The sequence below is a fragment of the Streptomyces sp. NPDC055189 genome (assembly GCF_053606765.1).
This window is the reverse complement of the sequence record NZ_JBSGSG010000047.1, coordinates 46,409-71,729: the sequence shown is the minus strand read 5'-3', so window position 1 is coordinate 71,729 and position 25,321 is coordinate 46,409. Positions and strand designations below refer to the sequence as shown.

General features: G+C 71.1%; 16 protein-coding genes. 10 read left to right on the top strand and 6 right to left on the bottom strand.

The window, feature by feature from the left end; genetic code table 11:
* Positions 1-86: 86 nt before the first annotated feature.
* Entirely contained in the window at positions 87-1,229 is a 1,143-nt protein-coding gene (locus tag ACWFR3_RS28335; RefSeq protein ID WP_453737473.1) for a VOC family protein, read from the bottom strand.
* A gap of 304 nt (positions 1,230-1,533) precedes the next feature.
* Between ACWFR3_RS28335 and ACWFR3_RS28330 the strand changes: the two genes are divergently transcribed.
* Positions 1,534-2,238 carry a GNAT family N-acetyltransferase gene (locus ACWFR3_RS28330; RefSeq protein ID WP_453737472.1) on the top strand — a complete coding sequence of 235 codons (705 nt, stop codon included), beginning with the start codon at positions 1,534-1,536 and terminating at the stop codon, positions 2,236-2,238.
* A 53-nt stretch (positions 2,239-2,291) separates the two neighbouring features.
* Here ACWFR3_RS28330 and ACWFR3_RS28325 read toward each other — a convergent pair whose 3' ends face one another.
* A complete protein-coding gene (locus ACWFR3_RS28325; RefSeq protein ID WP_453737471.1) occupies positions 2,292-3,998 on the bottom strand; it encodes a nitronate monooxygenase in 1,707 nt (568 codons plus the stop codon).
* 160 nt (positions 3,999-4,158) lie between these two features.
* Positions 4,159-4,890 carry a YwiC-like family protein gene (locus ACWFR3_RS28320; protein WP_453737470.1) on the bottom strand — a complete coding sequence of 244 codons (732 nt, stop codon included), beginning with the start codon at positions 4,888-4,890 and terminating at the stop codon, positions 4,159-4,161.
* A 260-nt stretch (positions 4,891-5,150) separates the two neighbouring features.
* On the opposite strand from ACWFR3_RS28320, the gene ACWFR3_RS28315 reads away from it, so the two are divergent.
* From ACWFR3_RS28315 to hemG, 6 genes are read left to right on the top strand one after another with little or no spacing between them, the layout of a single operon-like run.
* Complete coding sequence (locus ACWFR3_RS28315; protein WP_453737469.1) at positions 5,151-8,816, top strand: nitrate reductase subunit alpha; 3,666 nt, start codon at positions 5,151-5,153, stop codon at positions 8,814-8,816.
* Positions 8,816-10,396 (top strand): nitrate reductase subunit beta, encoded by a 1,581-nt coding sequence (gene narH / locus ACWFR3_RS28310; protein WP_453737468.1) that lies wholly within the window; start codon positions 8,816-8,818, stop codon positions 10,394-10,396. The genes ACWFR3_RS28315 and narH overlap by 1 nt, the downstream gene beginning before the upstream one ends.
* Positions 10,393-11,094: a nitrate reductase molybdenum cofactor assembly chaperone gene (gene narJ, locus ACWFR3_RS28305; RefSeq protein WP_453737467.1), complete on the top strand. Its 702-nt coding sequence runs from the start codon at positions 10,393-10,395 to the stop codon at positions 11,092-11,094. The genes narH and narJ overlap by 4 nt, the downstream gene beginning before the upstream one ends.
* Positions 11,091-11,819 carry a respiratory nitrate reductase subunit gamma gene (gene narI, locus ACWFR3_RS28300; RefSeq protein ID WP_453737466.1) on the top strand — a complete coding sequence of 243 codons (729 nt, stop codon included), beginning with the start codon at positions 11,091-11,093 and terminating at the stop codon, positions 11,817-11,819. Before narJ ends, narI begins: the two co-directional genes overlap by 4 nt.
* Positions 11,816-13,057, top strand: a complete 1,242-nt coding sequence (locus ACWFR3_RS28295) for a TIGR04053 family radical SAM/SPASM domain-containing protein (RefSeq protein ID WP_453737465.1) — start codon at positions 11,816-11,818, stop codon at positions 13,055-13,057. The genes narI and ACWFR3_RS28295 overlap by 4 nt, the downstream gene beginning before the upstream one ends.
* Positions 13,045-14,439, top strand: a complete 1,395-nt coding sequence (gene hemG, locus ACWFR3_RS28290; protein WP_453737464.1) for a protoporphyrinogen oxidase — start codon at positions 13,045-13,047, stop codon at positions 14,437-14,439. Before ACWFR3_RS28295 ends, hemG begins: the two co-directional genes overlap by 13 nt.
* 70 nt (positions 14,440-14,509) lie before the next feature.
* On the opposite strand, the gene ACWFR3_RS28285 is transcribed toward hemG, so the two are convergent.
* Both ACWFR3_RS28285 and ACWFR3_RS28280 read right to left on the bottom strand, forming a co-directional pair.
* Positions 14,510-17,494, bottom strand: a complete 2,985-nt coding sequence (locus ACWFR3_RS28285; protein WP_453737463.1) for a CARDB domain-containing protein — start codon at positions 17,492-17,494, stop codon at positions 14,510-14,512.
* A gap of 456 nt (positions 17,495-17,950) precedes the next feature.
* Positions 17,951-19,261, bottom strand: coding sequence for a PAS domain S-box protein (locus ACWFR3_RS28280; protein WP_453737462.1), 1,311 nt, complete (start codon positions 19,259-19,261; stop codon positions 17,951-17,953).
* Positions 19,262-19,612: 351 nt separating this feature from the next.
* Between ACWFR3_RS28280 and ACWFR3_RS28275 the strand changes: the two genes are divergently transcribed.
* Genes ACWFR3_RS28275 through ACWFR3_RS28265 form a run of 3 tightly spaced genes read left to right on the top strand, consistent with a single transcriptional unit; the run spans position 19,613 to position 24,365 of the window.
* On the top strand, positions 19,613-20,977 hold the full coding sequence (locus tag ACWFR3_RS28275; protein WP_453737461.1) for an ATP-grasp domain-containing protein: 1,365 nt from the start codon (positions 19,613-19,615) through the stop codon (positions 20,975-20,977).
* Positions 20,974-23,013 carry a PEP/pyruvate-binding domain-containing protein gene (locus ACWFR3_RS28270; protein WP_453737460.1) on the top strand — a complete coding sequence of 680 codons (2,040 nt, stop codon included), beginning with the start codon at positions 20,974-20,976 and terminating at the stop codon, positions 23,011-23,013. The genes ACWFR3_RS28275 and ACWFR3_RS28270 overlap by 4 nt, the downstream gene beginning before the upstream one ends.
* Positions 22,953-24,365 (top strand): MFS transporter, encoded by a 1,413-nt coding sequence (locus ACWFR3_RS28265; RefSeq protein WP_453737459.1) that lies wholly within the window; start codon positions 22,953-22,955, stop codon positions 24,363-24,365. Before ACWFR3_RS28270 ends, ACWFR3_RS28265 begins: the two co-directional genes overlap by 61 nt.
* Positions 24,366-24,383: 18 nt before the next feature.
* Here ACWFR3_RS28265 and ACWFR3_RS28260 read toward each other — a convergent pair whose 3' ends face one another.
* A complete protein-coding gene (locus ACWFR3_RS28260; protein WP_453737458.1) occupies positions 24,384-25,052 on the bottom strand; it encodes a hypothetical protein in 669 nt (222 codons plus the stop codon).
* Positions 25,053-25,321 lie beyond the last annotated feature (269 nt).

Below are 25,321 nucleotides of genomic sequence, written 5' to 3'. Positions count from 1 at the left end.
CGCGTGAACGTCCTCTACGCGATCCTCCGCGACCGACACGCCTACACACCACGGCCGCCTCTTCATCTCGTGGCTTGACGACAGCATTAGGCAGCCATCGCTTTCGCCAGTGCCGTGAGGGTGTCTTTGTCGATCTCGTTGCTCTTGTCGCCCAACGCCTTGAGCAGGGCCGCGACCATGCCGGGGCCGGGCGTGCTGCCCAGGAAGTCACGGGAGACGGGCGGGCCCCACTGGGCCAGGCCGCCGGCGCTCATGGGCGCCCACCCCGGCTCCAGGGAGGAGTCGAAGAGGTCGCCGTCGGCGTAGTGTTCGACCATCATCCGGTCGGGATCGCGCCAGTAGTCGAAGATCTGGCTGCCCTGGATGTGCCGACCGATGCCCCACACCCGGCGATAGCCCCGCTCGGCGAGGTGCTCCCCGCCCGCCGCCACGGCGTCGAGGTCGGTGACCTGGTAGGCGGAGTGCACGTACCCGACGCGCGGCCCCAGATGCATGGCCAGCGTGTGGTGATCCGCCGGTACGGTCCCCAGGTCGCAGCGCAGGAACGCCATCGTGGGTCCGCGGTCCCGCAGGTCGTCGAGGTACAGGAAGTCGCTGACGATCAGGCCGAGCGCTTCCAGGTACCACGACAGGGCCCGCCGGAACTTGGTCGTCTCCAGCACGATGTGCCCCAGCCGCTGTACTTGGGCCGCGGCGCGCGGAGCCCGCTGGGGCGTGTTGAACCGCACCGGCGTCGTGCCGAGGTTCAGCTTGAGCGGGTCGCGCTCCGCCAGGGCCGCCGGCCGGTCGAGGCCGGCGACGACGCGCACCGGAATCCCGCTGGGATCGGTGAGTTGCACGGCCTGGCCGCCGCCGAGCGGCAGGACGTTCGCCCCGGCCCAGCGGGCCAGCCGCCGCACGTCGGCGGCCGATTCGGCCAGGAATGCCGCGCCGGCGAAGCGGGCCGTACGGCCGCGGCGGATGACCAGGCACGGCGGGGCCGAGAAGGTGCCGCGCAAGGTGAGCCGGTCCGGTGTGCGCTCGTGGACGACGAACCCGAAGTCGCGGGCGAAGCGCTCCGCGCGGTCCAGGTCGGGCTTGACGAACTCCAGCCAGCCGAGCCCGACCACCTTGATCACCGGGTTGCGGGCCCGGCCCGGATGTTCTCCGCGCAGCGCGCCCGGCTCGCTGTGCAGACCGTGATGCACGTCGGCGCGGGCCGCTGCGGCCGGGACCTCGATCTCGATCACGCTGAACTCCTCTCGTCCGTGAGTGCGCGCCCCGACGGCGGACAGCGTGTGTCCGCCGGACCTGACGCTCAGCAAGATGATGACTTCATCAGTTTTGATGTGTCAATCATTTTCGCCGGGAAAGCGGCACGGACCGACCGAACGTGTACGGCCCCGGAAGCTCCGCCCTGTGTGCGCACCGGCGAGAGGAGAAAGCAGCATCTGACCAAGCCGGCACGCGGCAAGCGATGCCCGCCCGGCACGGGAAGCCCACGTGCCTCGTAGACTCCTGCCGAACAAACGGACCCGGGAAAGGCAGAGCAAGATGGTGAGCGATGAGGTCGCCGCACTTGACGACCCGGTGGGTGCGTCGCTCCGCGGACATCACGCACATCTGGCCCGCAGTAACGGCGCCGCCGTCAGCTATCTGCCCGGGGTCGCGACCTTCTCTGCCGTTGCTCCCGAAGCGGCAACAGAGGGATGGGCGGACCTGGTTCGACTGCTCGGGCGGGGCGAGTTCGCCGACATGTTCAGTTGCCCCGTGCTCCCGCCGCCGTCCTGGGAACCGGTCTTCGTCCTCGAAGGCCTGCAGATGACCTGGTCCGGCAGCGTCCGGCCCCCTGGCCCCTCCGCCGCCTCGGACGACGGCGTCGTCGAACTGGGTGCGGAGAGCGTGCCCGAGATGCTCGACCTCGCGGCGAGGACCAAGCCCGGCCCCTTCTGGCCGCGTACGCCCGAACTCGGCACCTACCTCGGCATCCGGGACAACGGCACCCTGGTGGCGATGGCGGGAGAGCGGCTCCGCCCTCCGGGCTGGACCGAGATCAGCGCTGTCTGCACCGCCCCCGAAGCCCGCGGCCAGGGGCACGCCGCCCGCCTCGTGTCGGCACTGACCTCGCGCATCGTCTCCCGGGGCGAGCGTCCCTTCCTGCACGTGGCGCAAGAAAACCACGAGGCGATCTCGCTGTATAAGCGGACCGGCTTCAGCACCCGCAGGCAAGTGACCTTCCGCGGATTCACCACTCCCTGATCACCTCGACGATCGCCGGTCAGCCGAGTGCACCCGCGCGCAGGCCCCTGGCCCTAGGAGGACGCAGGAGCGGGGCCGACCATCCACCGCACCACGTCGACAGCGCCGTAGGGTGCGCCGTCCGGGCTCAGTTCGGCCAGGAAGCCGAGGTCCTGGCCGAGCGTGGCGATGAGCGGTTCGACGCCTCCGTGCGGCCGTCGCTGGCCGAGTCCGACCGCGGCGAGCAGCCCGTTGCACAGGCACAACCGCCCCTCGGTGGCGGCCGGGTCGCCGCCCTTGCGTATGTAGACCGTCTCGGGTTCGGCCGGGCAGCGGTAGCCGATGGTTCCTCTGGGCGTTCGGTAGGGCGTACGCAGATATCCCAGGTCGCACACACGGCGGCGGTCGGCGATGACACCGGGGTCGGAGAGGGTGCCCGGCACCTGCGCGACCTTGAAGGGGAAGCCCGTCGGGGAGGCCAGGGGGTCGTTGCGCACCGCGAGGGTCCCGGCACGGGCCCGCGCCGTCAGCTCCCTGCGCAGTTCCGGCTCGATGCCGGAGTCCTCACTCAGCGCGAAGGCGCTGCCGATCTGCACCCCGGTGGCCCCGGCCGCGCGGGCGGCCGCGAGCCGGTCGGGGTGGGCGGTGCCGCCCGCCAGCCAGTAAGGGATGCCGAGTGCGGCCATCCTGGCCAGGTCGGGGTGGTCGCGCGGTCCGTAGACGGGATCGCCGTCCGGGTCGAGCAGTAGTCTGCCGCGCGGGGGTGCGCTGTGCCCGCCCGCGCCGTGGGTCTCGATGACGAAGCCGTCGGGACGGGTGATTTCATCCCTGGCGAGGTACGAGGCGAGCACGGGCAGGGAGACGATGGCCAGCACGTCGGGCCGCCGGAGCCCGGCGGCCACAGACACGACCCTTTCTGCTCCAACCCCCTTGGTGCTACTGGCGGTTGCGGGCCGATCAGCGCGCAGTCCGTCGATCCTCACGTCCTGCACCCGACGCCTCCCGCTGACGGTCCTGGCGCCGGTGCCGCCGGATCCTCCCGCCCCGCCGCAGGCACAGGCACCGCCTCCGCCCCCGCCCCCGCCTCCGCCTCCGCCTCCGCCGCAGCGGGTCTCCTCCTCCGCGACCGCGCCCCCGCTCAGGACCGCTCCTGGGTCGAAGCGGTGGGGGTGCGCCTCGTCGTCGCCTTCGACCGTGACGGCGACCGTCACGGGTTCCGCGCGGGCCAGGCGTGTGGCCAGCTCCGGGACGTGGCCGGGGACACCGGCACCGACCAGGACGCAGTCGACGCCCGCGAGTATCGCCCCGAACATCGCTGGCGCTAGGCCCAGTTCGACCTTGCCGAGGTAGTTGATGCCTACGCGGCCCTGGTGCCCCTCCTTGGCCAGCCACACCTCGACGAAGTTGCCGAGGATGGTCAGAAGCTCGGCGGAGCGGCCCCGCTCGGCCCGCAGCATGGGCACCGTACGAAAGCGTTCGTGCTCGCCGATGCCTCCCTCGACGTAGAAGCGGGCGACCGCCTCGGATGCCAACTCCGGTACGGGGAAAGCGTCGAGGGCGCGCCGCACATCGCCGCTCGGGTCGCCGAGCTGGAGTCGGCGCGCGAGTACCGCGTCGAGCGCGGTGCCGGAGACGACGCCGAGCTGTCCGGCGCGGGAGACGGCGCGGGCCAGCCGCCAGTCGGAGACGCCGACACCCATGCCGCCCTGGATGATCCGGGGCAGCCTCCCGCCCTCCGCGGCCTCCGGCGCAGCGGCCCCGGGCACAGCGTCCTTCGGCATGACGGTATTCGGCATAGCGCTCAACCTCGCTGCTGGAGCTCCGGAACCTACGGAACCGTAGGTTCCGCTCGGAACCCAGTCTGGGCCACTGCGGCCTGCCAAAACCCCGCCGAAGGGCCCGCGCCACGGGACCTTGGACCCCCGGGTGCGAGCCCGCCGCTCAGAGGAGGAGCAGCGTCACGAGCAGAACCACCGAGAGGCCCATCTCGATCAGGCCCACGGTGCGGATCCGCACGCCCCGGCCCGGCAGCAGCGCGGCACGCAGCAGGCACAGGGTGAAGAGCACCGCGAGCGGCGGGAACAGCACCGTCGCGCAGATCAGGGCCGCGCCGTGGTAGGCGATCGACCCGTACAGGAAGCGGCGGTTCCGGCGTTCGCGGATCATGGACTTCACGTACAGGACCGTGCCGCCGAAGTAGAGGAGGCAGGCAGCGGAGGGGCCGGCGCCCTCGCCGAGCGTCCCGCCGCCGAGCCGCAGCGCGACCAGGAGCATGGCACATGCGGGCACGATCGCGACCAGGCCGTTGACCAGCGCCCTCTCCCGGTTGCGCAGCGCGTAGAAGGTGTTGACCGCGAAGAACGGCAGCGCCGCGGCGCCCGCCACCGCCAGCCAGGGACGCACCGCGAGGAGCGGGGTGCCCAGCAGGATGAGCAAGGTGGCGAAGGTCAGGAACGGGCGGACGTGCCGCTCGGCGGCGCGGGGGTTGCGGGAGACGCGCTTCAGTCTGAGGTGCTGCTGGAGGTGGAAGGCCGCGGCGTAGGCCAGCAGCCAGCACACGAACAGGAGCAGGTGCAGCCATCCCGGATCCCCCAGGAAGGTGCCCGCGGCGAACGGCACGGCCAGCATGGCCCAGGCGCCGTGCTGGTCGGGTATCCACTTGGAGCGGCTCATCAGCGACAGACCTTCCGGAAGCGACATGCGGACCCTACGGCCCGGCGGGCCAAAAGCCCCCTCGTGTGCGCTATTTGACCCGGACTCACACCATGTCACGGGCGCGGACCGCGAATTGCGGAATTAGGTCACTGCCCGCTGGGACTTAAGTCCTCGGGTTCTGCCCGATGAGCGGGCTTAGGGTCTTAACAGGCCACCGAATTTCCCGGCGAGTTGTCGGCAAGTCATGGCCGGAGTCTTTCCCATTTCGGAGGGTCACGTTGCGGCACAATCAACGCGGAGCCGCGGAGACGCTGCTCAAGGCCGGACGGTATTTCAGCCGGGCCGACGTTTCCGACGACCTTCGCTCGGTGCACCACACCGGCGGGCGTGACGGCGAGGCCTTCTACCGGGACCGCTGGAGCCACGACAAGGTGGTGCACTCCACGCACGGCGTGAACTGCACCGGCTCCTGCCGCTGGAAGGTCTTCGTCAAGGACGGCATCATCACCTGGGAGACCCAGGCCACCGACTATCCCTCGGTCGGCCCGGACCGCCCCGAGTACGAGCCGCGCGGCTGCCCCCGCGGCGCCTCCTTCTCCTGGTACAGCTACTCGCCGACGCGGGTGCGCCACCCCTACGTGCGCGGCACCCTCCTGACGATGTACCGCGAGGCGAAGAAGCGCCTGAAGGATCCCGTCCTGGCCTGGGCCGACATCCAGCGCGACCCGGAGCGCCGGCGCGCCTACCAGCAGGCGCGCGGCAAGGGCGGCCTCGTCCGGGCGAGCTGGGAGGAGGCGGTGGAGATCGCCGCCGCCGCCCAGGTGCACACCATCAAGGAGCACGGCCCCGACCGCATCGCGGGCTTCTCCCCCATCCCCGCCATGTCGATGGCCTCGCACGCCGCGGGGGCGCGTTTCCACTCGCTCATCGGCGCCCCGATGCTGTCCTTCTACGACTGGTACGCGGACCTGCCGGTCGCCTCGCCGCAGGTCTTCGGCGACCAGACCGACGTACCGGAGTCCGGTGACTGGTGGGACGCCGCGTATCTGATGATGTGGGGCTCCAATGTGCCGGTGACGCGCACGCCGGACGCGCACTGGATGGCCGAGGCGCGTTATCGCGGCCAGAAAGTCGTCACCGTGTCCCCGGATTTCGCGGACAACACCAAATTCGCCGACGAGTGGATGCATCCGCACCCGGGAACGGACGGCGCACTCGCCCTTGCGATGGGCCACGTCATCCTCAAGGAATTCTTCGTCGACCGGCAGACGGACTTCTTCACCGATTACGTACGCCAATACACCGACCTGCCGTTCCTGGTCACCCTGCGGGACACCGAACAGGGTCTTGTCCCGCACAAGTTCCTCAACGCCGCCGACCTCGGCGAGTCCACCGAGAACGCCCGCTGGAAGACCGTCCTGGTCGACGACACGAGCGGCGAGCCCGTCATACCCAACGGCACCCTCGGCCACCGCTGGGGCAGCAGCGAAACCCCCGAGTGGAACCTCGACCTGGGCGACACCGTCCCCCGCCTCAGCCTGTACGACGAGGCTCTGCACGGCGAGGCGGGCGCGGACACCGCCGAGATCGTGCTTCCCCGCTTCGAGGAGGACACGGACACCACGATGCGGCGCGGCGTGCCGGTGCGGCGGATCGGCGGGCACCTGGTCACCACCGTCTTCGACCTGATGCTCGCGCAGTACGGCGTCGCCCGCGAGGGCCTGCCCGGCCAGTGGCCCACCTCCTACGAGGACGCCTCGCAGCCCGGCACCCCCGCCTGGCAGGAGACCCTCACCTCCGTCCCGGCCGCCCAGGCGGCGCGCGTGGCAAGGGAGTTCGGGCAGACGGCCGAGCAGTCCAAGGGCCGCTGCATGATCCTGATGGGGGCCGGGACCAACCACTGGTTCCACTCCGAGACCATCTACCGCGCCTTCCTTGCCCTGCTCACCCTCACCGGCTGCCAGGGCCGCAACGGCGGCGGCTGGGGCCACTACGTCGGCCAGGAGAAGTGCCGCCCGGTCACCGGCTGGGCCACCCTGGCCAGCGGCGCCGACTGGGCCCGCCCGCCCCGCCACATGATCGGCGCCGGCTGGTTCTATCTGCACACCGACCAGTGGCGCTACGACACCCTGCCCGCCGAATCCCTCGCCTCCCCGCTGGCCGACGGGCACTTCGAGGGCATGAGCGGCGCCGACTGCCTGGCCGCCTCCGCCCGCATGGGCTGGATGCCCTCCTACCCCACCTTCGACCGCAATCCCCTGGACCTCGGCGAGGCCGAGGACCCCGTCCAGCACACCGTGGACGAACTCAAGGCGGGACGGCTGAAGTTCGCGGGCGAGGATCCCGACGCGCCCGGCAACTGGCCCCGGGTGCTGACCGTGTGGCGGGCCAATCTCCTCGGCTCCAGCTCCAAGGGCAACGAGTACTTCCTCAAGCACCTGCTGGGCACCCACTCCAACCTGCCCGACGACGGCCCGCGCTGCGCGCCGCGCGATGTCACCTGGCACCAGCAGGACGTCGAGGGCAAACTCGATCTGCTGCTGGCCATGGACTTCCGCATGACGTCGACCACGCTCCTTGCGGACGTCGTGTTCCCGGCCGCCACCTGGTACGAGAAGCACGACCTGTCCTCCACGGACATGCACCCCTTCCTGCACGCCTTCACCCCGGCCGTCGACCCGCCCTGGCAGGCCCGCTCCGACTTCGACGCCTTCCTGACGCTGGCCCGCAGGTTCGGCGAACTGGCCGCCGAGCACCTCGGCGTACGCAAGGACGTGGTGGCGACCGCGCTGCAGCACGACACCCCCGGCGGGGAGATGGCGCAGCCCGGCGGCGTCGCGCTCGACTGGTCGAAGGGCGAATGCGAGCCCGTGCCGGGGCGCACCATGTACAACCTGGCGGTCGTGGAGCGTGACTACGGCGCCGTCGGCGAGAAGTTCGCCGCCCTGGGCCCGCTGATCGACACCCTCGGCGTCACCACCAAGGCCATCACCTTCGACGTGGGCGAGGAAGTGGCCTACCTGGGCGAGAAGAACGGCACGGTCCGGGGCGGAGTGGCCGACGGGCGGCCCCGCATCGACACCGCCCAGCGTGCCTGCGAGGCGATCCTCTCGCTGTCCGGTACCTCCAACGGCCGCTTGGCCACCCAGGGCTTCGAGACCCTGGAGAAGAAGGTCGGCACGGAGATGGCCCACCTGGCCGCCGAGGCCGAGGGCAAGCGCGTCAACTTCGCCGACACCCAGGCCCGCCCGGTCCCCGTCATCACCTCGCCCGAATGGTCGGGCAGCGAGTCCGGCGGCCGGCGCTACACCGCCTTCACCGTCAACACCGAGCACCTCAAGCCCTGGCACACCCTCACCGGACGCCAGCACTTCTTCCTGGACCACGACTGGATCCACGAGGTAGGCGAGGCACTGCCCGTCTACAAGCCACCGCTCAACATGCACCGCCTGTACGGAGAACCGCAGTTGGGCCGGGTCGACGAGAAGACGGTCGCCGTGCGCTACCTCACCCCGCACAACAAGTGGGCCGTGCACTCCATGTACCAGGACAACCTGTACATGATGTCGCTTGGCCGGGGTGGCCAGACGATCTGGATGTCCCCGCAGGACGCCGAATCGATCGGCGTGGCGGACAACGACTGGATCGAGGCGGTCAACCGCAACGGCGTCGTCACCGCCCGCGCGATCGTCTCCCACAAGATGCCGCCCGGCACCGTCTACATGAACCACGCCCAGGAGCGCACGGTCGGCGTCCCGCGCACCGAGAAGACCGGCAAGCGCGGCGGCATCCACAACTCCCTCACCCGCGTGATGCTCAAGCCCACCCATCTCATCGGCGGCTACGCCCAGTTGACCTGGGCGTTCAACTATCTCGGGCCGACCGGAAACCAGCGCGACGAGGTCACCGTCGTACGCCGCCGCGCCCAGGAGGTGCAGTACTGATGCCCCGAGACACCGCCGCCCCCGGGCGCGTCATGGCCCAGATCGCCATGGTGATGAACCTCGACAAGTGCATCGGCTGCCACACCTGCTCGGTCACCTGCAAGCAGACGTGGACCAACCGGCAGGGCACCGAGTACGTCTGGTTCAACAACGTCGAGACCCTCCCCGGCCAGGGCTACCCCCGGCGCTGGGAGGACCAGGAGAAGTGGAAGGGCGGCTGGGAGCGCACCCGCTCCGGCAAGCTGCGCCTGCGTTCCGGCTCGCGCGCCAAGCGCCTGGGCAGCATCTTCGCCAACCCGGACCTGCCGGGGCTCGACGACTACTACCAGCCGTGGAGTTACGAGTACAAGAACCTCACCGACGCTCCGGCGGGCGACGACCTGCCCACCGCCCGGCCCGTCTCCCAGGTCACCGGCGCCCCCATGGAGAAGATCGAATGGGGTCCGAACTGGGACGACAACCTGGGCGGCGCACCCGAGCACGGGCCGCGCGATCCGATCGTGGAGAAGATCCGCGACGAGGTGGGCGAGAAGATCCGCTTCGAGTTCGAGCAGTCCTTCATGTTCTACCTGCCGCGCATCTGCGAGCACTGCCTCAACCCCGCGTGCGTCTCCGCCTGCCCCTCCGGCGCGATGTACAAGCGCTCCGAGGACGGCATCGTCCTGGTCGACCAGGACACCTGCCGGGGCTGGCGGATGTGCGTCAGCGGCTGCCCGTACAAGAAGGTCTACTTCAACCACGCCACCGGCAAGGCCGAGAAGTGCACCTTCTGCTTCCCGCGCGTCGAGGTCGGCATGCCCACGGTGTGCTCGGAGACCTGCGTGGGCCGCATGCGCTATCTCGGGGTCATGCTCTACGACGCGGACAAGGTCGCCGAAGCGGCCGCCGTCGAGGACGAACACGACCTGTATCCAAGCCAGTTGGACTGCTTCCTCGATCCGCACGACCCGGCCGTGCAGGCTGCGGCGCGCGCGTCCGGCATCACCGACGAGTGGCTCGCGGCGGCCCGCCGCTCCCCCGTCTACGACCTGATCGCCACCTACCAGGTCGCGCTGCCGCTGCACCCGGAGTACCGCACGATGCCGATGGTCTGGTACGTGCCGCCGCTCTCGCCCGTCGTCGAGGCCGTCGCCGCCACCGGGAACGACGGCGAGGACGCGGGCAACCTCTTCGGGGCCATCGACGCGATGCGCATCCCCGTGGAGTACCTGGCGCAGCTCCTCACCGCCGGGGACACGGACGTCGTCGACGCCGTGCTGCACCGGATGGCCGCCATGCGCGCCTACATGCGGCGCATCAACCTCGGCGAGGAACCCGACGAGAGCATCGCCCGGGCCGTCGGCCTGTCGGGGGTCGAGATGCGCGACATGTTCCGGCTGCTGGCCGTGGCCAAGCTGGAGGACCGCTTCGTGGTGCCGAGCGCGGCCCGGGCGGACGCGGACGCGCTGGCCGACGCACACCCCTTCCAGGACGCCGATGACCCGGCCCGGGCGGCCTGCCCGGTCGCGGGGCTCCCCGATGCCTCCGGATCCCCTGCGCGCGTCCTGCTCAATCTCGGAGCCACCCGGAGGAGCGCATGAGCGCGCCCGCCGCAGAATCCGTGACCGCGCCGGTCAGTGCCGACGACGTCACCCGGCTGATCGTGGGCCGCTGCCTGGAGTATCCCGAAAACCGGCTGTACGCGGAGCTGCCCGCCCTGCGTGCGGCGCTGGACGAGGCGCCGCCCGGCGCCGCCGCGCTCCTGTCCCGCTTCCTCGACCACGTCGCCGCCACCGAGCCGCTCGACCTGTGCGCTCACTACACGTCCACCTTCGACACCCGCAACCGCCGCTGCCTCTACCTCACATGGTGGGCCGACGGCGACACCCGGCGGCGCGGTATGTCCCTCGTCCGCGTCAAGCAGATCTACCGCGAGCACGGCCTGCGCTACGCCGACGAGGAGCTGCCCGACTTCCTGCCCGTCGTCCTGGACTTCGCCGCCCGCCGCCCCGAGGCGGGCACCGCCCTGCTGGAAGAGCACCGGGTCGGTCTCGAACTCCTTCGCCTTGCCGTCGCGGCGGCGGACACCCCCTACGCGGCGGTCCTCGAAGCGCTGTGCACCACGCTTCCGGGCCCTTCCCCCAAGACCAGGGAGGAGGCCAAGGCGATGGCCCGCAAGGGGCCGCCGCAGGAGCTCGTCGGCATCGGCTCACCGCCGGAGCCCTTCGGCGCGGTCATCGACCTGCCCTGGCCCACCCGCTCCGTTGACAACGCCATTCCCGAAAGGCCGTCGGCATGACCGATCTCCTCCTGTGGGGCGTGCTGCCCTACGTCTCGATCGCGCTGCTGATCTCGGGCACCGTCTGGCGCGCCCGCTACGACCGGTTCGGCCGCACCAGCCACTCCTCCCAGCTGCACGAGTCGCGGCTGCTGCGGATCGGCTCGCCGCTGTTCCACTTCGGGATGCTGTTCGTCGTACTCGGCCATGTGGTGGGCCTGCTGATCCCGCAGAGCTGGACCGACGCGTTCGGCGTCAGCGACCACACCTACCACCTGGTGGCGGTCGGCACCGGAGCGATCGCGGGCGCCGCGGCCATCGCCGGGATCGGAGTGCTCGTCTACCGCCGCTTCGCGGTGCCCGCCGTGCGCCGGGCCACCCTGCGCAGCGACCACCTGATGTACACCTTCCTGCTCGGCGCGATCGTCCTCGGTCTCCTTGCCACGATCCTCAACTCGACCGGTGCGACGAACGGTTACAACTACCGCGAGGGCATCTCGCCGTGGTTCCGCTCGCTGTTCACCTTCTCGCCCGACTACCAGCTGATGGCGGACGCGCCCCTCGCCTTCAAGCTGCACATCCTGTTCGGATTCACCCTCTTCGCGCTCATTCCCTACTCGCGCCTGGTGCACATGTTCAGCGCCCCGGTGCGCTACGTCTTCAGGCCCTTCGTCGTCTATCGCAGCCGGGACCCGAAGCGGCTGACCCCGCGTCCCGAGCGGCGCGGCTGGGAGCGGGTCCGGTGACGACGACCGCTCCTGAAGCCCTGACGACGGCCGACCCCGGCAAGCTCGTGCGCACGCCACGGCACGCGGTCGCCGACCGCCCCTTCCTGGTCATCTGGGAGGCGACGCGGGCCTGCCCGCTGGCCTGTCTGCACTGCCGGGCCGAGGCCAACACCCGGCGCAGTCCCTTCGAGCTGGACGGGGCGCAGGCCCGCGCCCTGATGGACCAGATCGCCGCCTTCGGCCGGCCCCACCCGCTGTTCGTCATCACCGGCGGCGACCCCTTCCAGCGCCCGGACCTGGCCGACCTCATCGCCTACGGGACGCAGTTGGGCCTGCGGGTCGCGGTGTCGCCGTCCGGCACGCCCACCCTCACGCGGCGGAACCTGACGGCGGTGCGTGACGCGGGCGCCGTCGCCCTCTCGCTCAGCGTGGACGCGTCCACCGCCGCGCGCCACGACGCCTTCCGGGGCGTCGAGGGGGTCTTCGCCCTGACGCTGCAAGGCTGGCGCACGGCGCGCGACCTCGGCCTGAAGGTGCAGATCAACACCACGGTCTCGCGGCACAGCCTCGACGACCTGGCCGACATCGCCGAGCTCGTGCGCCGCGAGAAGGCCATGCTGTGGTCCGGGTTCCTGCTCGTGCCCACCGGCCGCGGCGCCGACCTCGCCTCGCTCACGCCCGCCGAGACCGAGGACGTCCTGCACTTCCTCTACGACTGCGGGGCGTTCATGGCCACCAAGACCACCGAGGGACACCACTTCCGGCGCGTCGTGCTGCAGCGGACCGCTCTGGCCGAGCTGGGCGAAGCACCCCGCACCGGGGAGCTGCACGCCCGCCTGACGGCACGGGCCGCCGCGCTCGGGCTCTTCGACGGCGAGCGGCGCACGAACCGGCGACCGCCCATGGACGTCTCATCGGGGCGGGGCTTCGTCTTCGTCTCGCACACCGGCGAGGTCACGCCCAGCGGCTTCCTGCCGCTGTCGGCGGGCAACACCAAGCACCGCCCGCTGACCGACATCTACCGCACCTCGCCGCTGTTCACCCAGCTGCGCGACCCCGACCTGCTGCGCGGCAAGTGCGGGCGCTGCGAGTACCGGACGCTGTGCGGCGGTTCGCGCTCCCGTGCCTACGCCGTCACCGGGGACTACCTGGCGGCCGACCCCTGGTGTGCGTATGAGCCGGGTGCGCCGGAAGCCCGTACGGGTGCCCCCGAACAGGGCCCCTCCCCCACCAAGGAGTCCACGTGCCCTCAGTGATCGTCATCGGCGGCGGCATCAGCGGTCTCGCCGCCGCATGGGAGCTGCGCGGCAAGGCCGAGGTCACCGTCCTGGAGGCGGGCGAGCGCGTGGGCGGCAAGCTGCGCACCGGCACGCTGGCCGGTACTCCCGTCGACGAGGGCGCGGAGTCCGTCATGGCGCTGCGCCCCGAAGCCGTACGGCTCGCGGAGGAGGTCGGCCTCGGCGACAGCCTGCGCGACCCGGAACCCGCCCCCGTCACCTTCTGGACGCGAGATGCCCTTCGCCCGCTGCCCGCGGGCCATGTAATGGGCATTCCCGCGGACGCGGCCGCCCTCAACGGCACCGGCCTGCTGTCCGACGAAGGGCTCGCCAGGCTGGCGCGGGAGGAGGCGATCCCCGCGCACCCCGTCCTCACCGAGGGAACGGATATCAGCATCGCCGCGTACCTCGCGCCCCGCATCGGCCGGGAAGCGGTGGACCGTCTCGTGGAACCGCTGCTCGGCGGGATCTACGCCGGGCGCACCGATGAGCTCTCCCTGCGCTCGGCGATGCCCTTCCTCGCCCCCGTCGCCGCCTCGGACGAATCCCTGCTCGCCGCTCTGCGCCGCCGCCGGGACAGCGCGAGCACGGCGCCGGGGCCGCGGCCGAGCGTGGTCCGGGGCATCGCGGGCGGCACCGGCCGGCTGCCGCGCGCGGTGGCCGCCGCGAGCGGGGCCCGCGTCCTGACCAGCAGCACCGCCCTCGCCCTGGAGCGCGCTCAGGGCCACCGCTGGCGGGTCCACGCGGCCACCGAGTACGGGCCGGCGGCGCTGGATGCCGACGCGGTGATCGTCGCGCTGCCCGCGCACGCCGCGGCCACGCTCCTGGGCCCGCACTCCCCGGCCGCCCGGGCCGAACTCGACGCCGTCCGCTACGCCGGATCGGCCGTCATCACCATGGCGTTCGCCCGTCAGTGGCAGGGCAGTCCTTCCCCGGGCCTCAACGGCTTCCTCGTCCCGCCGGTGGACGGCCGCACGATCAAGGCCGCCACACTCCTGTCCCACAAGTGGGCCTGGCAGCGTGAGGAGGCACCGTCGAAACTGATCGTGCGCGCCTCGGTGGGCCGGGTGGGCGAGGAGCACCTGCTCGATCTCGACGACCGGCGCCTGGTCGCTCTCGCCCGGGCCGAACTGAGCCAGGCCCTGGGCCCGATGAGCGACCTGCACGCCTCGAAAGTCACGCGCTGGCGCCAGGGCCTGCCGCAGTACGAGGTGGGGCACGCGGATCGGGTCGCCGCCATCCGGGAGGCGGTCGGCAAGCTATCCGGTGTCGCACTGTGCGGGGCGCTGTACGAAGGGGTGGGCGTCGCCGCCTGCGTCGCGACGGGGCGGGCAGCGGCCCAGCGGCTGCGGGAGGAGTAGGCACAAGCGGTGGAGCCGCCCGCCCCCAGGGGCGGGCGGCTCTTTCCTGCATACCGGGCAGGTGTCGCCGTCAGCGGGCGGTGAACGACCGGACGGAGGACTTCTTGACACCCCCTCCGTTGATCACGAACTGGGATCCGGGCTCCTTGAAGATGTCGCCGTCGCGCGAGCCGCTGATCGTCACGTCCGTGAGCGTGGCACTGCCGCGGGCGCCGCCCATGGCCAGGATGCCCGAGCCGTTGTTGGACTTGGAGATCGTCACGTCGGAGATCTTCACGTCCGGCATGGCGCCGCCGCCCGTCTTGAACTGGATGCCGTCGTAGGTGGAGTCATGGATGTCGGTGTCGCGGATCGTGACGCCGGGGATGTCCGGGCCCTGGGCGAACAGCGTGATGGCGCCGAACTCCTGGTCCTCGTTCCAGAACGCGCCGCCGGTGCGGTAGAGCCCGTTGTTGGCGATCAGCGTCTGGCCGGTGAAGGGGATCGGGTCGTGGTCGGTGGCGAGCATGATGCCGGGGTAGTTCATGGTGTCGTACACGAGATTGTTCTCGATCTTGTTGCCGTAGCCGCCGTACACCGCGATGCCGTTGGCGCGCCAGGGCAGCTGCACGGTGTTGTTGCGGAAGACGTTGTCGTGGCCGACGTCCGTCGAGGTGTCCTTGACGTACTTGCTGGCCCACACGGCCAGGGCGTCGTCGCCCGTGTTGCGGAAGGAGGAGTTGAACACGGTTGAGTTGCGGGTGCCGTTGGTGAAGTTCACGCCGTCGGCGTAGGTGTTGCGGATGCGCATCCCGTTGAACTCCAGGCCGTCGCCCGGACCCCACAGCTCGGGGATGTTGCTGTAGTCGCGACCGACCCACGTTCCGACGTTGGCGTGCTCGATCCACACATCATTGATCTTGGTGTTCTTGCCGAAGCGGCCGTTGAGGCCCACGCCGCCTTCCGCGTTGCCGTCGCCGCCGCGGATGGTGCCCGAGCCGAAGATGGCGATGCCGGAGATCTTGGTGTTGTCGTCGATGTCGAAGCCGAAGTTGCCCTCGTGCGGGTGGTTGATGCCGCCGGCCTCGTGCGGCGGGGTCAGGGTGTAGAGCTGGGAGTGCCACATGCCCGCGCCGCGGATGGTCACGTCACGGATGCCGACCTGGTTGAACTGGCCGCGGTTGAGCGGGTCGTCGGTGAGGATCTTCTGTTCCTGGCGCCACTGTCCGGCCGGGATCCACACGCAGGCGATGTCGCCCTTCTGGTCGGCGGTCACGGCCTTCTGGATGGCGTTCGTGTCGTCGATGCCGTCGTTGGGGACCGCTCCGTAGGCGGTGATCGAGGTGCATTCGGCGGGCTTGCTCGCGGCGGGCGCCACCTGCTCCAGGTCGACCAGGTCGACGATGTAGAACGCGGCGTCGTCACCGGCGTCGCGCTGCAGCTTGAACTTGGTGCCCTGCGGATAGGTCTGGGTGAGCAGGGCGTGCGATTCGTCGAAGAGGCGCCGCGCGTCGCCGCCGGGCCGGTTGGTCAGGCCCTCGGGCTGGTCGGTGTTGCCGTAGAGCCAGCTGTGCTTGGAGGACAGGGTCAGCTTCTGCACGAACTTGCCGTCCGCGTACAGGCTCAGGGTCTTCTCCTGGCCGCCGCCGCCCGCGGCGTCGGGGATCGAGTTGCGTACGACGATGGAGTTGGCCGCGCTGGTGGAGGTGAACTCCACGAACTGGCCGGCGGAGTTGAGGCGCACGGACTTGCGGCCCGAGGACTCGGTGGCGAAGTTGGTGTGGCCGAAGGTGCGCTCGGCGTCGGCCTCCAGGAGCGTGCCTTCGTAGCGTCCGTCCTCCGCCTCGTACTCGGCATACGGCACGGCCGCGCCGCGTCCGACCACGATGGAGCGGGCGAAGACGTTGTTGTTCTCGTTGGTCTCGGCGACGGTGTTGGTGGCGTCGGCGGTGGCGGTGAGCGTGGCGCCGCCGCTGGTCGCCGTCCAGCTGCCGCTGATGTCCACGGTGGCCGTCTCGCCCGCGGCGATGGCCGGGGCCGAGCCGTTGAGGGTGGCATCGCCCACCGTCAGGCGGGTCACCGATCCGGCGCTCACCCCGCTGGTGCCGCGGTTGTGGACCTTCGCGGCGAAGGTGACCTTGGCGCCCACAGCGGGGTTGGCGGGATTGGACGTGATGCCGGTGATTTCGAGGTCGGGGCCGGGGCTCTGGCCGACCGTCAGCTTCTCCTCGGCGGTGCGGCTGTTGTTGTCGTCGTTCTGCTCGTCGATGGTGTCGGTGGGGTCGACGACCGCGGAGACGGTGTAGCTGCCCTGGGCGCGCTTGCCGATGTCCACCTTGACGGTGGCCGACTCGCCGGCGCCGAGTGCGGGTACCGCCGCGCTGCCCGCGACGGTACCGCCGAGGCTGACGTTCACCGTGGTCGCGGCGGCGGCCGCGCTGCCGGTGTTGCGCACCGTGGCGTTGACGTTGATCTTGTCGCTCTCGGAGGGCTTGGCCGGATCCCAGGTGAGGTTCGAGACGGTCAGGTCGGGATTGGGCGCCGGGGTGCCGATCACCTGGAACTCGGCGGCCTGGGCACCGTATCCGGAGCTGTTGCTGTAGATCTTCAGCTGGACGTCGGCGTACCGGCCGCTGACCGGGATGCTCACGGAGTTGCGGTTGCCGGAGGGGCTGAAGCTGTAATCGGCGCGCGCCTTGAGGGACTTGAAGCCCTGGGCGGACTGCTCGCGGCCGAGCACCTCGATGTTCTGCGTGCGCGTCGCCCAGGCCGCGTCGGGGTTGAGCTTGACGACGACCGAGTCAAGGTCGGCGTTGGCGCCGAGCTTGACCGTCAGCGTCGAGGGGTGGCCGCTCGATTCCCAGTAGGTGCTCGTGCTGTTGTCGTTGGCGTTGGTGGCGAAGTAGTTCTGCGTCGACGAGGACGCCTCGATCGGCTTGTTCAGCGCGAGGTTCGCGGGCTCGGCCGCGGGCCGCGCGGGGGCCGCGCCGGCGGTGGCGGGCACCAGGCCCAGGGCTATCAGTCCGGCACTGAGCGCGGCGGTGATCAGCCGTCTGCTGCGTGGCTTCCATCTCATGGCGTCCTCTGTTCCACGGGGGCTGCGGGTGCCGCGGTGCGCCTGGCCGGCGCAGCGCGGGGAGGAGCGGGGGCTTGCTGAGCGGTCGGATCACCCGCGTGAACTCATGACGCATCCGGGCCTGTTGGGGCGGCAGCCCGGATGGGACGGTGCGGGTGTATATGACATTTTCTTAATCCAGTCGATTTCTTGCTCCCACGAGAGCACAGATTTGCCGCACACCCCGGGAATGTCAACGCTTCGCACACACCCTGCAACTCCCGCCCGCCCCGGCGCAGTTCAGATCCCGCAGCCGCCGCTGACGCCGCATCCCAGGCCAACGAGGTGATGCAGCGGTGCGGCGGCGCCGCCAGACCCGGCCGGGGACGCGAATTTCTTGCTCGATTCCATCAGAATCTTGCGATCTTGCATTGCGGCCGGGCGGGCGGGGCCAGGCGGGCGGGCGGCCCGCGCTCGTCAGGCTGTGCTCAGCGGATGGGCCGCCGTCGCCGAACGCGGGGGCCAGGCGCGCGGGGCAAGGATGCCCAGGACATAGGCGCGGGCGACGAGGGCCGGGCGGGTCGCGGCGCCCAGCAGGTGCCGCAGGCGGCTGAGGTGGTAGTCGACCGTCTGCCGCGACAGCTTCAGCGAGGCGGCGATGTCGCCGTTGCTGCTGCCCTCCGCCAGGAGGGAGAGGATGCGCAGCTGCGCAGCGGTGAGCGCCGGATGGGCCTCGTGGGCCAGGCTCTGGTGGGTGACCACGACCCAGACGTGGCGGGCCCGGCCGGCGGAATGGCCGATCGTCGTCAGGTGCAGCTGCGCCCGGCGCTGCAGCCCCTCGGTGTCGACGAGCACCGCGGATGTCTCAAGGCGTCTGACACGGCGGGCTATCAGGCCCTTCCACCGTCGGTGCAGCCGGTCGAGGTCGGGCTCGGGGGCGAGCAGGGTGTGCGCCCGGCGCCCGACCAGATCGGGCAGGCTCAGGCGGAACAGTTCGGCGGCCGCCGCGCTCGCCTCGATCACGCGTCCGTTCGCCGAAAGCAGCGCACAGGGCAGGCCGCTGTGGTCGCGCAGGGCCTGCAGGTTCTCCTCGGCCTCCTGGCGCTGGACGGTGGCGCGCAGATGGTCGGTGACATCCACATAGATCCCCGCGACACAGGTCTGCGCGTTCTCCCGTACGGGAAAACGGTGGCCCACCGCCCGGCCCGCGCTGCCGTCCGGGCGGCGGTAGCCCAGCGTGTGGCGCACCGCCGTCCCCCGCGTGAGGATCTCCTGGTCCAGGGTGCGGAACTGGTCGGCCTCGGCGGGCGCGTCGAAGTCCTCGATGAACTTGCCGACGACCTGCTCGGGGACGGTGCCGTAGAGGTGCGCGTAGGCGTGGTTGGCCCACAGATAGCGTCCCTCGCAGTCCCGGATGAACGCGGCGGCCGGGGCGAGGTCCACGAGCTCCGCGAAGGCGGCATACCGGCGCGGCGCCGCGGCCCGGGCATCGACCTCCACCGCCAGGCCGCGCCTGCGACCGCGGACGCCGCCCTCGCGGACGCCGTCCTCGCGCAGGGGCCAGCTGACGTCGAAGGTACGGCCGTCGAACCGGGCCTGCCAGCGGCCCTCCTGCGGCCGATGCCCCGGGCCCGCCAGCTCCTGGCGCATCCGGTCCAGGAAACGCTGCGCCGTACTCGTATCGGCGAAGGCGCCGCCCCCTCGCTCCAGCACGTGCCACGGCTCGTCGACTTCCCACCAGAACACGGGAAGGTGCTCGAGCAGTGCCTTGAGGCTGGAATCGTCCACAGCGGTCTCCGTCCGTATACGACTGGCTGACGCACAGTCACAGCGCATTGGATAACCCGCCCCGGCTCTACGCATGCCCTAATCCCGGCCGGTGTCCCGAAATGACGGTCGGACCCGGCGGCCCAATACGCCCTGCGACTCAGGCATTTGCCTGAGTCGCAGGCGCCCGCGGCGGCCTCGCACACCCCTGCGGCCTGGTCCCCTTGAGTGAGCGGGTGAACACGCCCCGCCACATACGAGAGCCGCCACATACAAGGGCCGGGAGATTTCCCCGGCCCCACAGGTATCGCCGCCGCAGACGGCGATACGCGACCCACCGGATGAATCGGGAGACGAGTTTCAGTGAGCAAGGTGCTGTTAGTGCATGCCAAGGGCGGTCCGCCGCTCGGTCACGTCCTGTCCCGGACGGCCGCGAGAGCGGAAGTGCACCTGCTGGCCCTCAGCGCTCTTCCTCCCTCCGTCGCGGACTCCGCCCGCGGTCTCTGCGCCTCGATCACCACGCCTTCCGACGCCCAGCGCGCCGACCTCGTGTCACTGATCGTCTCGGAGGCCGGGGCCGTGGGCGCGGACGCCGTGCTCACCTTCTCCGAGTACGCGGTCGTGGCCGTCGCCGAGGCGTGCCAGGAGCTCGGACTCGCGGGGGCGGGCAGTGCCGCCGCGCTCGCCCGTGACAAGCGGCTGATGCGCCGCACCTGGCAGGAACACGGCCTGGCCCAGCCCGCGTTCCGTCCCGTCGCCACGGAGGCGGACCTGCACGCGGCGGCCCGAGCGCTGCCCAGCCCGCTGCTGCTCAAGGCGGCCTGGAGTGCGGGGTCCACCGCGCACCAGATCATCCGCTCCCCGCACGAGGCCTCGGCCGCCTGGACCCGGTCCCGTGCCGTGATGGCCGAATCGGCCCAGTTGGGCTACGCGGAACTGCATGTCGCCGAGGCCGAAGCGGACTTCGTCGTCGAACAGATCGTGACCGGCACCGCCGCGCACTGGTTCGACGAGCCCGGCTGGGGCGACTACGTCAGCGTCGAGGGCGTCGTGGCGGGCGGCACTTTCCACCCGGTGTGCCTCAGCGGCCGGATGCCCACCATCGAGCCTTTCACCGAGCGCGCGGGCATCACCCCCGCCCTGCTGCCCCGGGACGCCCAGGACCGCATCGTGGATCTCGCGCGCCGCGCCGTCGACGCCCTCGGCCTGCGCGACTGCGGGATTCACACCGAGATCAAGCTCGGCGCGGACGGCAGCATGTGGCTGATCGAGACGGCCGCCCGGTTCGGCGGCGCCATGACCGTGCCGCAGATCGAGGAGGTCTTCGGGCTCGACCTCATCGGCATGCTCGTCGACCACCTCCTCGGACTCCCGGTGACGTGGCCCCAGCAGTGCCTGACCCCGGCGCAGGGGCGCGGCGCGGCAGGATCCCTGGTCGTCCTGGCGGTCGACGGCCACGGCGAGGCCTGGCGGGACCGCAGGGTCTGGGACTTTTCCGCCGTAGCCGGGCAGGTGCCCCTGAGCCACGGCAGCCAGCTGTCGGTGGTCCAGGAGAGTTCGCTCCCCGACGGCAGCGTCGTGCCGGTCTACGACCCGGCCGCGGGCGCCAACACCATGGCCGCCCTGTGCCTGCTCTCGGCCACCGACCCGCGCACCGTGCTGCACGACTTCGAAACCCTGGTGGGCGCCCTGCCCCGGGTGCTGCCCGCCGCACAGCCCGAGGAGGTATCGGCATGACCGCCCCACTGCTCACCGGCTCACCCGAACCGGCCACCGACCGCACGGTCATCGGCGAGAACCTCTCCCTGCCGCTCTTCCGCACCCTCTCCGGCGTCCTGGCAGGACACCCCTACCTCAAAGTCGTCGTCGACCGCGCCGAGAACACCTGGCACCTGCTCGACACCGCCGCGCACCCCTTCCACGTCAACTACATCGCCACCCGCGTCCTGGGCATGGAACTCACCGCCCTGGACGCGGAGCTGGACGCCTTCAACGCCTCGGTCTACATGGCCCCCGGGCGCCGCTTCCTGCTCGGCGTGCTGTCCCTGCACACCGAGCAGGAGACGGAAGGCCCCGAACGCACCTTCCTGGTCCTGGAGACGACCGAGGCCGACACCATGCACGGCGAACTGCTCGACTTCTTCTACGAGTTCGTCCGCACGCGGGTCGACGGCAGGCTGCCGCTGCTGCTCAAGCCCGCCAACCACGGTCAGGAAGAGGCCCTTGCGGCCGTCAGCGAACTGCGCGTGCCGCGCATCCTGAGCCACGAACTCTTCGGCACCCGCACCCGGACAGCGCTGAACACCGGCGAGGCCACCGGACGTCTGCGGTACTTCTCCACGCACGAGGCGTACGCGGCGGCCGAGGCCGGGCTCGGCTGGTCGGACATCGTGGCCATGCCGTGCCTGCCCGACGACGTACCGCGGGTGGCCGGCTTCCTCAACACCGCGCCGATCACCCCGCTCTCGCACACCAACGTCCTCGCCTCCGGCTGGGGCATACCCAATGCGATCGTGCGCGACCTGGAAGAGATCGTCGACAAGGACGGCCTGGACGGCGCATGGGTGCGCTACCGGGTACGCGAGGACGAGATATCCCTCGAACGCCTGGCCCACGAGCCGGCCCTGCACGCTCCGGCCTGGCATCAGCAGCGCATCCGCCTCGAACCGCCCCTGCTCGAAGACGCCCCCGTCCTGGCCCTGCACCGACTGCGCAGCGCCGATCGCGACCGCTACGGCACCAAGGCGGCCAACCTCGGCGAACTGCACCACGTACTCGACAGCCGCACGGCCGACCTGACCGCCTTCTACGGACAGCCCCGCCCGCCGCGCGACCACCTCTTCGGCCACCTCGCGGCCCGCCTCGGCCTCGATGCACCCTCTGCCGGTGAACTGCGCACCAGGGCAGCCGAATTCGTGGCCGGATCAGTCGCCGCCCCGCAGGGCGTCGCCCTGCCCTTCGCGCTCCAGCAGCGCTTTTTGGCCTCATCGCCCGCCCTCCAGCAGGGCATCGGCAAGCTCAAGATGGCACTCGAACTCGACGCCACCGACGTCCTGGACTCGCTGTGCCTGCAACTGCAGCACCTGATCCGCAACACGCCCGTGCCCGACTCGGTCACCGCGCAGATCAGCCAGGCCTTCACCGCCGCCGCGGCCTCACGCGGGCGCCTGGTGGTGCGCTCCTCCTCCAACGCCGAGGACCTGCCCGGATTCTCCGCGGCCGGCGTCTACGACTCCGTCACCACCGTCCACGGCACCGGCGAACTCCTGGACGCCGTACGCCAGGTGTGGGCCTCCCTGGTCTCGCCCCGCAGCGTGCGCCTGCGCCACCAGGTCGGCATCTCCCTGGACGACACCTACATGGGCGTGATCGTCCAGGAGTACGTGCCCGCCTCCCTCGGCGGCGTCCTGGTGACCTGCAACCCCACCCGCCGCGAGGACTTCCGCAACGTCTACCTCAACTGCTCCCCCGGCTCCCCCGAGCAGGTGGTCGACGGTTCGGTCCTGCCGCAGCAGTACCTGTACAACACCGTGGAAGGCGGCGGCCGCACCGTCGCCCTGGGCTCCTGGAGCGACGGCCTTCCCGCCGCCACCCGCGCCCGGCTCGCCGACCTGTCCCTGACCGGACGGCTCCTGCAGTCCCACTTCAGCGGGGCCGACATGAGTGGGGCCGACTCCGATGGCTCCGACGTGGACCGGCCGCTGGACATCGAATGGCTGATGACCGAGCAGGGCGACTTCCGCCTGGTCCAGATCCGCCCGTACGCGCTGTGAGGGCACGCTCGCGCCGACCGGGTGCGGAGACCGGCCTGACGGCCACCGCCCGCCGCATCATCCACCTCAACTACGGCTTCCAGCTCCTGTTCAACCTGCTGTGGTGGATGCCGGTCTTCTACGCCTACCAGAAGGCGGCCGGGCTCTCGGACGGGCAGATCTTCGGCATCCAGAGCATCTACTACGTCGCCTTCTGCCTGTTCGAGATCCCCACCGGCCTCATCGCCGACCGGATCGGCACCCGGAACTGCCTGCGGGCCGGAGCGGTGGTCATGACGGCGGCGAACCTGGCACCGGTGATCAGCGCCTCGTACACCGGCTTCCTCGTCCACTTCCTGGCCATCGCCGCAGGCCGCTCCCTCACCTCGGGAGCCGCCAGCGCCTACCTCTACGACGGGCTGCGCGCCGAGGGATGCGACGAGCACTACCTCAAAGCGGAGGGCACCGCGCGGGCCCTGGGCCTTGCGGCCAAGGTCGTGTGCTGGCCCCTGGTCGGGCCCCTCATGGCCCTCGCGCACCCGGCCCCCTACGTGCTCAGCGCCGTCAGCGCGGCGGGCTCCCTCGCCTGCGCCGTCGCGCTGCCCCGGCTCGCGGGGCCGGGCCGCGGCAGGGGCAAGGCCGCCGACGCCAAGGACGGAGGGCGCCGGGGCGGCGCGTTCCTGCGCGACGCGGGCTCCGCGCTGCGCTGCGTGGCCTCCTCGCGGTGGCTGGCCCTGGTGATGGTGCAGGGCGTGGCGGTCTTCACGCTGTCCCGGATCTGCCAGGTCAACCTCTTCCAGCCGATCCTCCTCGACCACGGCATCGCAGAGGCCTCGCACGGCGGCGTCCTGGCCGCGATGACCGTGGCCGAGGCGGTGGCATCGGCCCGCCCCCAGTGGCTCAGCCGCCGACTGCCGCCGGTCGCCTGGGTCTCCATCCTCAGCCTCGCGCTCGCGGGCACCCTGGCGGCCATGACGCTCGGCGGGCCGTGGGCCGTGGTGGCGCTGCTGTGCCTGTTCGCCGCCGCGACCGGCTTCGCCTACCCCATCCAGCGCAAGCTGGTGAACGACGCGGTGCCCGCCAACGCCCCGCGCGCCACGCTCCTTTCGGTCGAGAGCATCGTGGACCGCGCGGTGTGCGCCCTGGCCGCGGTCGCCGCGGGCGCCTACCTCTCCGCCGGGCACCTGGACGCCCTGCTGTGGCACAGCGCGCTGGCGACGGTCGTGCTGCTGGGAGTCTTCCAACTGCTGCTGCGCAGCGGGGTGATCAAGCGGGAGCAGGAAACCCGGCCCGCGGGGGCACCGCCCGCGCCCACCGAGGCCCCCAAGGCCGTGGACGCGGACGGAGGGGGACGCGGCAGGCCGCGGCCGTAACCGTGACGTAGGCGTCGGTCAGCCGGACCGCCGGCCGAGCAGGTCGACCAGCCCGACCGGCAGGAACGCGGGCCGGTGGGGCCGGCCGACCTGATACCCCACGAAGCCGAGCGAGGAGGCGACTGTGACCTCCTCGGCCGTCTCCGCCTGGTAGACGACGCGGCAGTGTCCCGAGTCGGCCTTCGCCCGCTGCCACAGGGCGGGAGCAGGCTTACGTTCGGCCTCGGTCCGCGGAGTGAGGATCCGGTCGCCGAAGTCCTTCCAGGCGAACGGCGCGGAACCCTGCCACGTGGCATCGACCTCCTTCTTCAGCCGGGCGGCACGCTCGGCGTCGGTCGCGCCCCAGGCGGACGGGACATTGGTGATCAGGCCGACCCTGATGTGGCGTTCGCGCAGGGCCCGCAGGTAGGAGGCCGCGCCGGGCTGATAGCCGGTGCTTCCGTCGTCGGCGGTGTGCACCAGGGTCTCGCCCAGGTCGAAGTACACGATGGGGCAGGCACGTTCGGCACCCGTACTGCGCGCGACGGCGGCCGTTCCCGTGCCGCCGCTCGCGTCCGCGGGCACGGCCGCGCTCGCCGCGGCGCACAGCACGCTCGACACCAGGGCTGCACCCAGCGCGAGGCTCACACGGACCGAGCCTCTGGAGGCGGATCTGTTCATGGCGTCGTCGCCCTTCTCCGTGCGCATCCCGAGGATGCGCGCATGTATGTCCGGTCCATGACAGGCGAGGCGTCGCGTGATCTCTCACGCGGCGGCCATGAGTGCCTGATGGTCCCATCCCCGGTCCTGCGGTCCAGATCGCTCTACCCCTCAACACCGCACGGCACTCGGGTCCGGCCAGACCGCGCCTTCTCCCACGGGCGCCGGAAAAGCGGCATGAGTCCGGTTGTTGACTGCCCGCACCGTCCCCCCGGCCAGCCTCACTGTCCGCACGCTGTGCGATTATGCGGACGCGC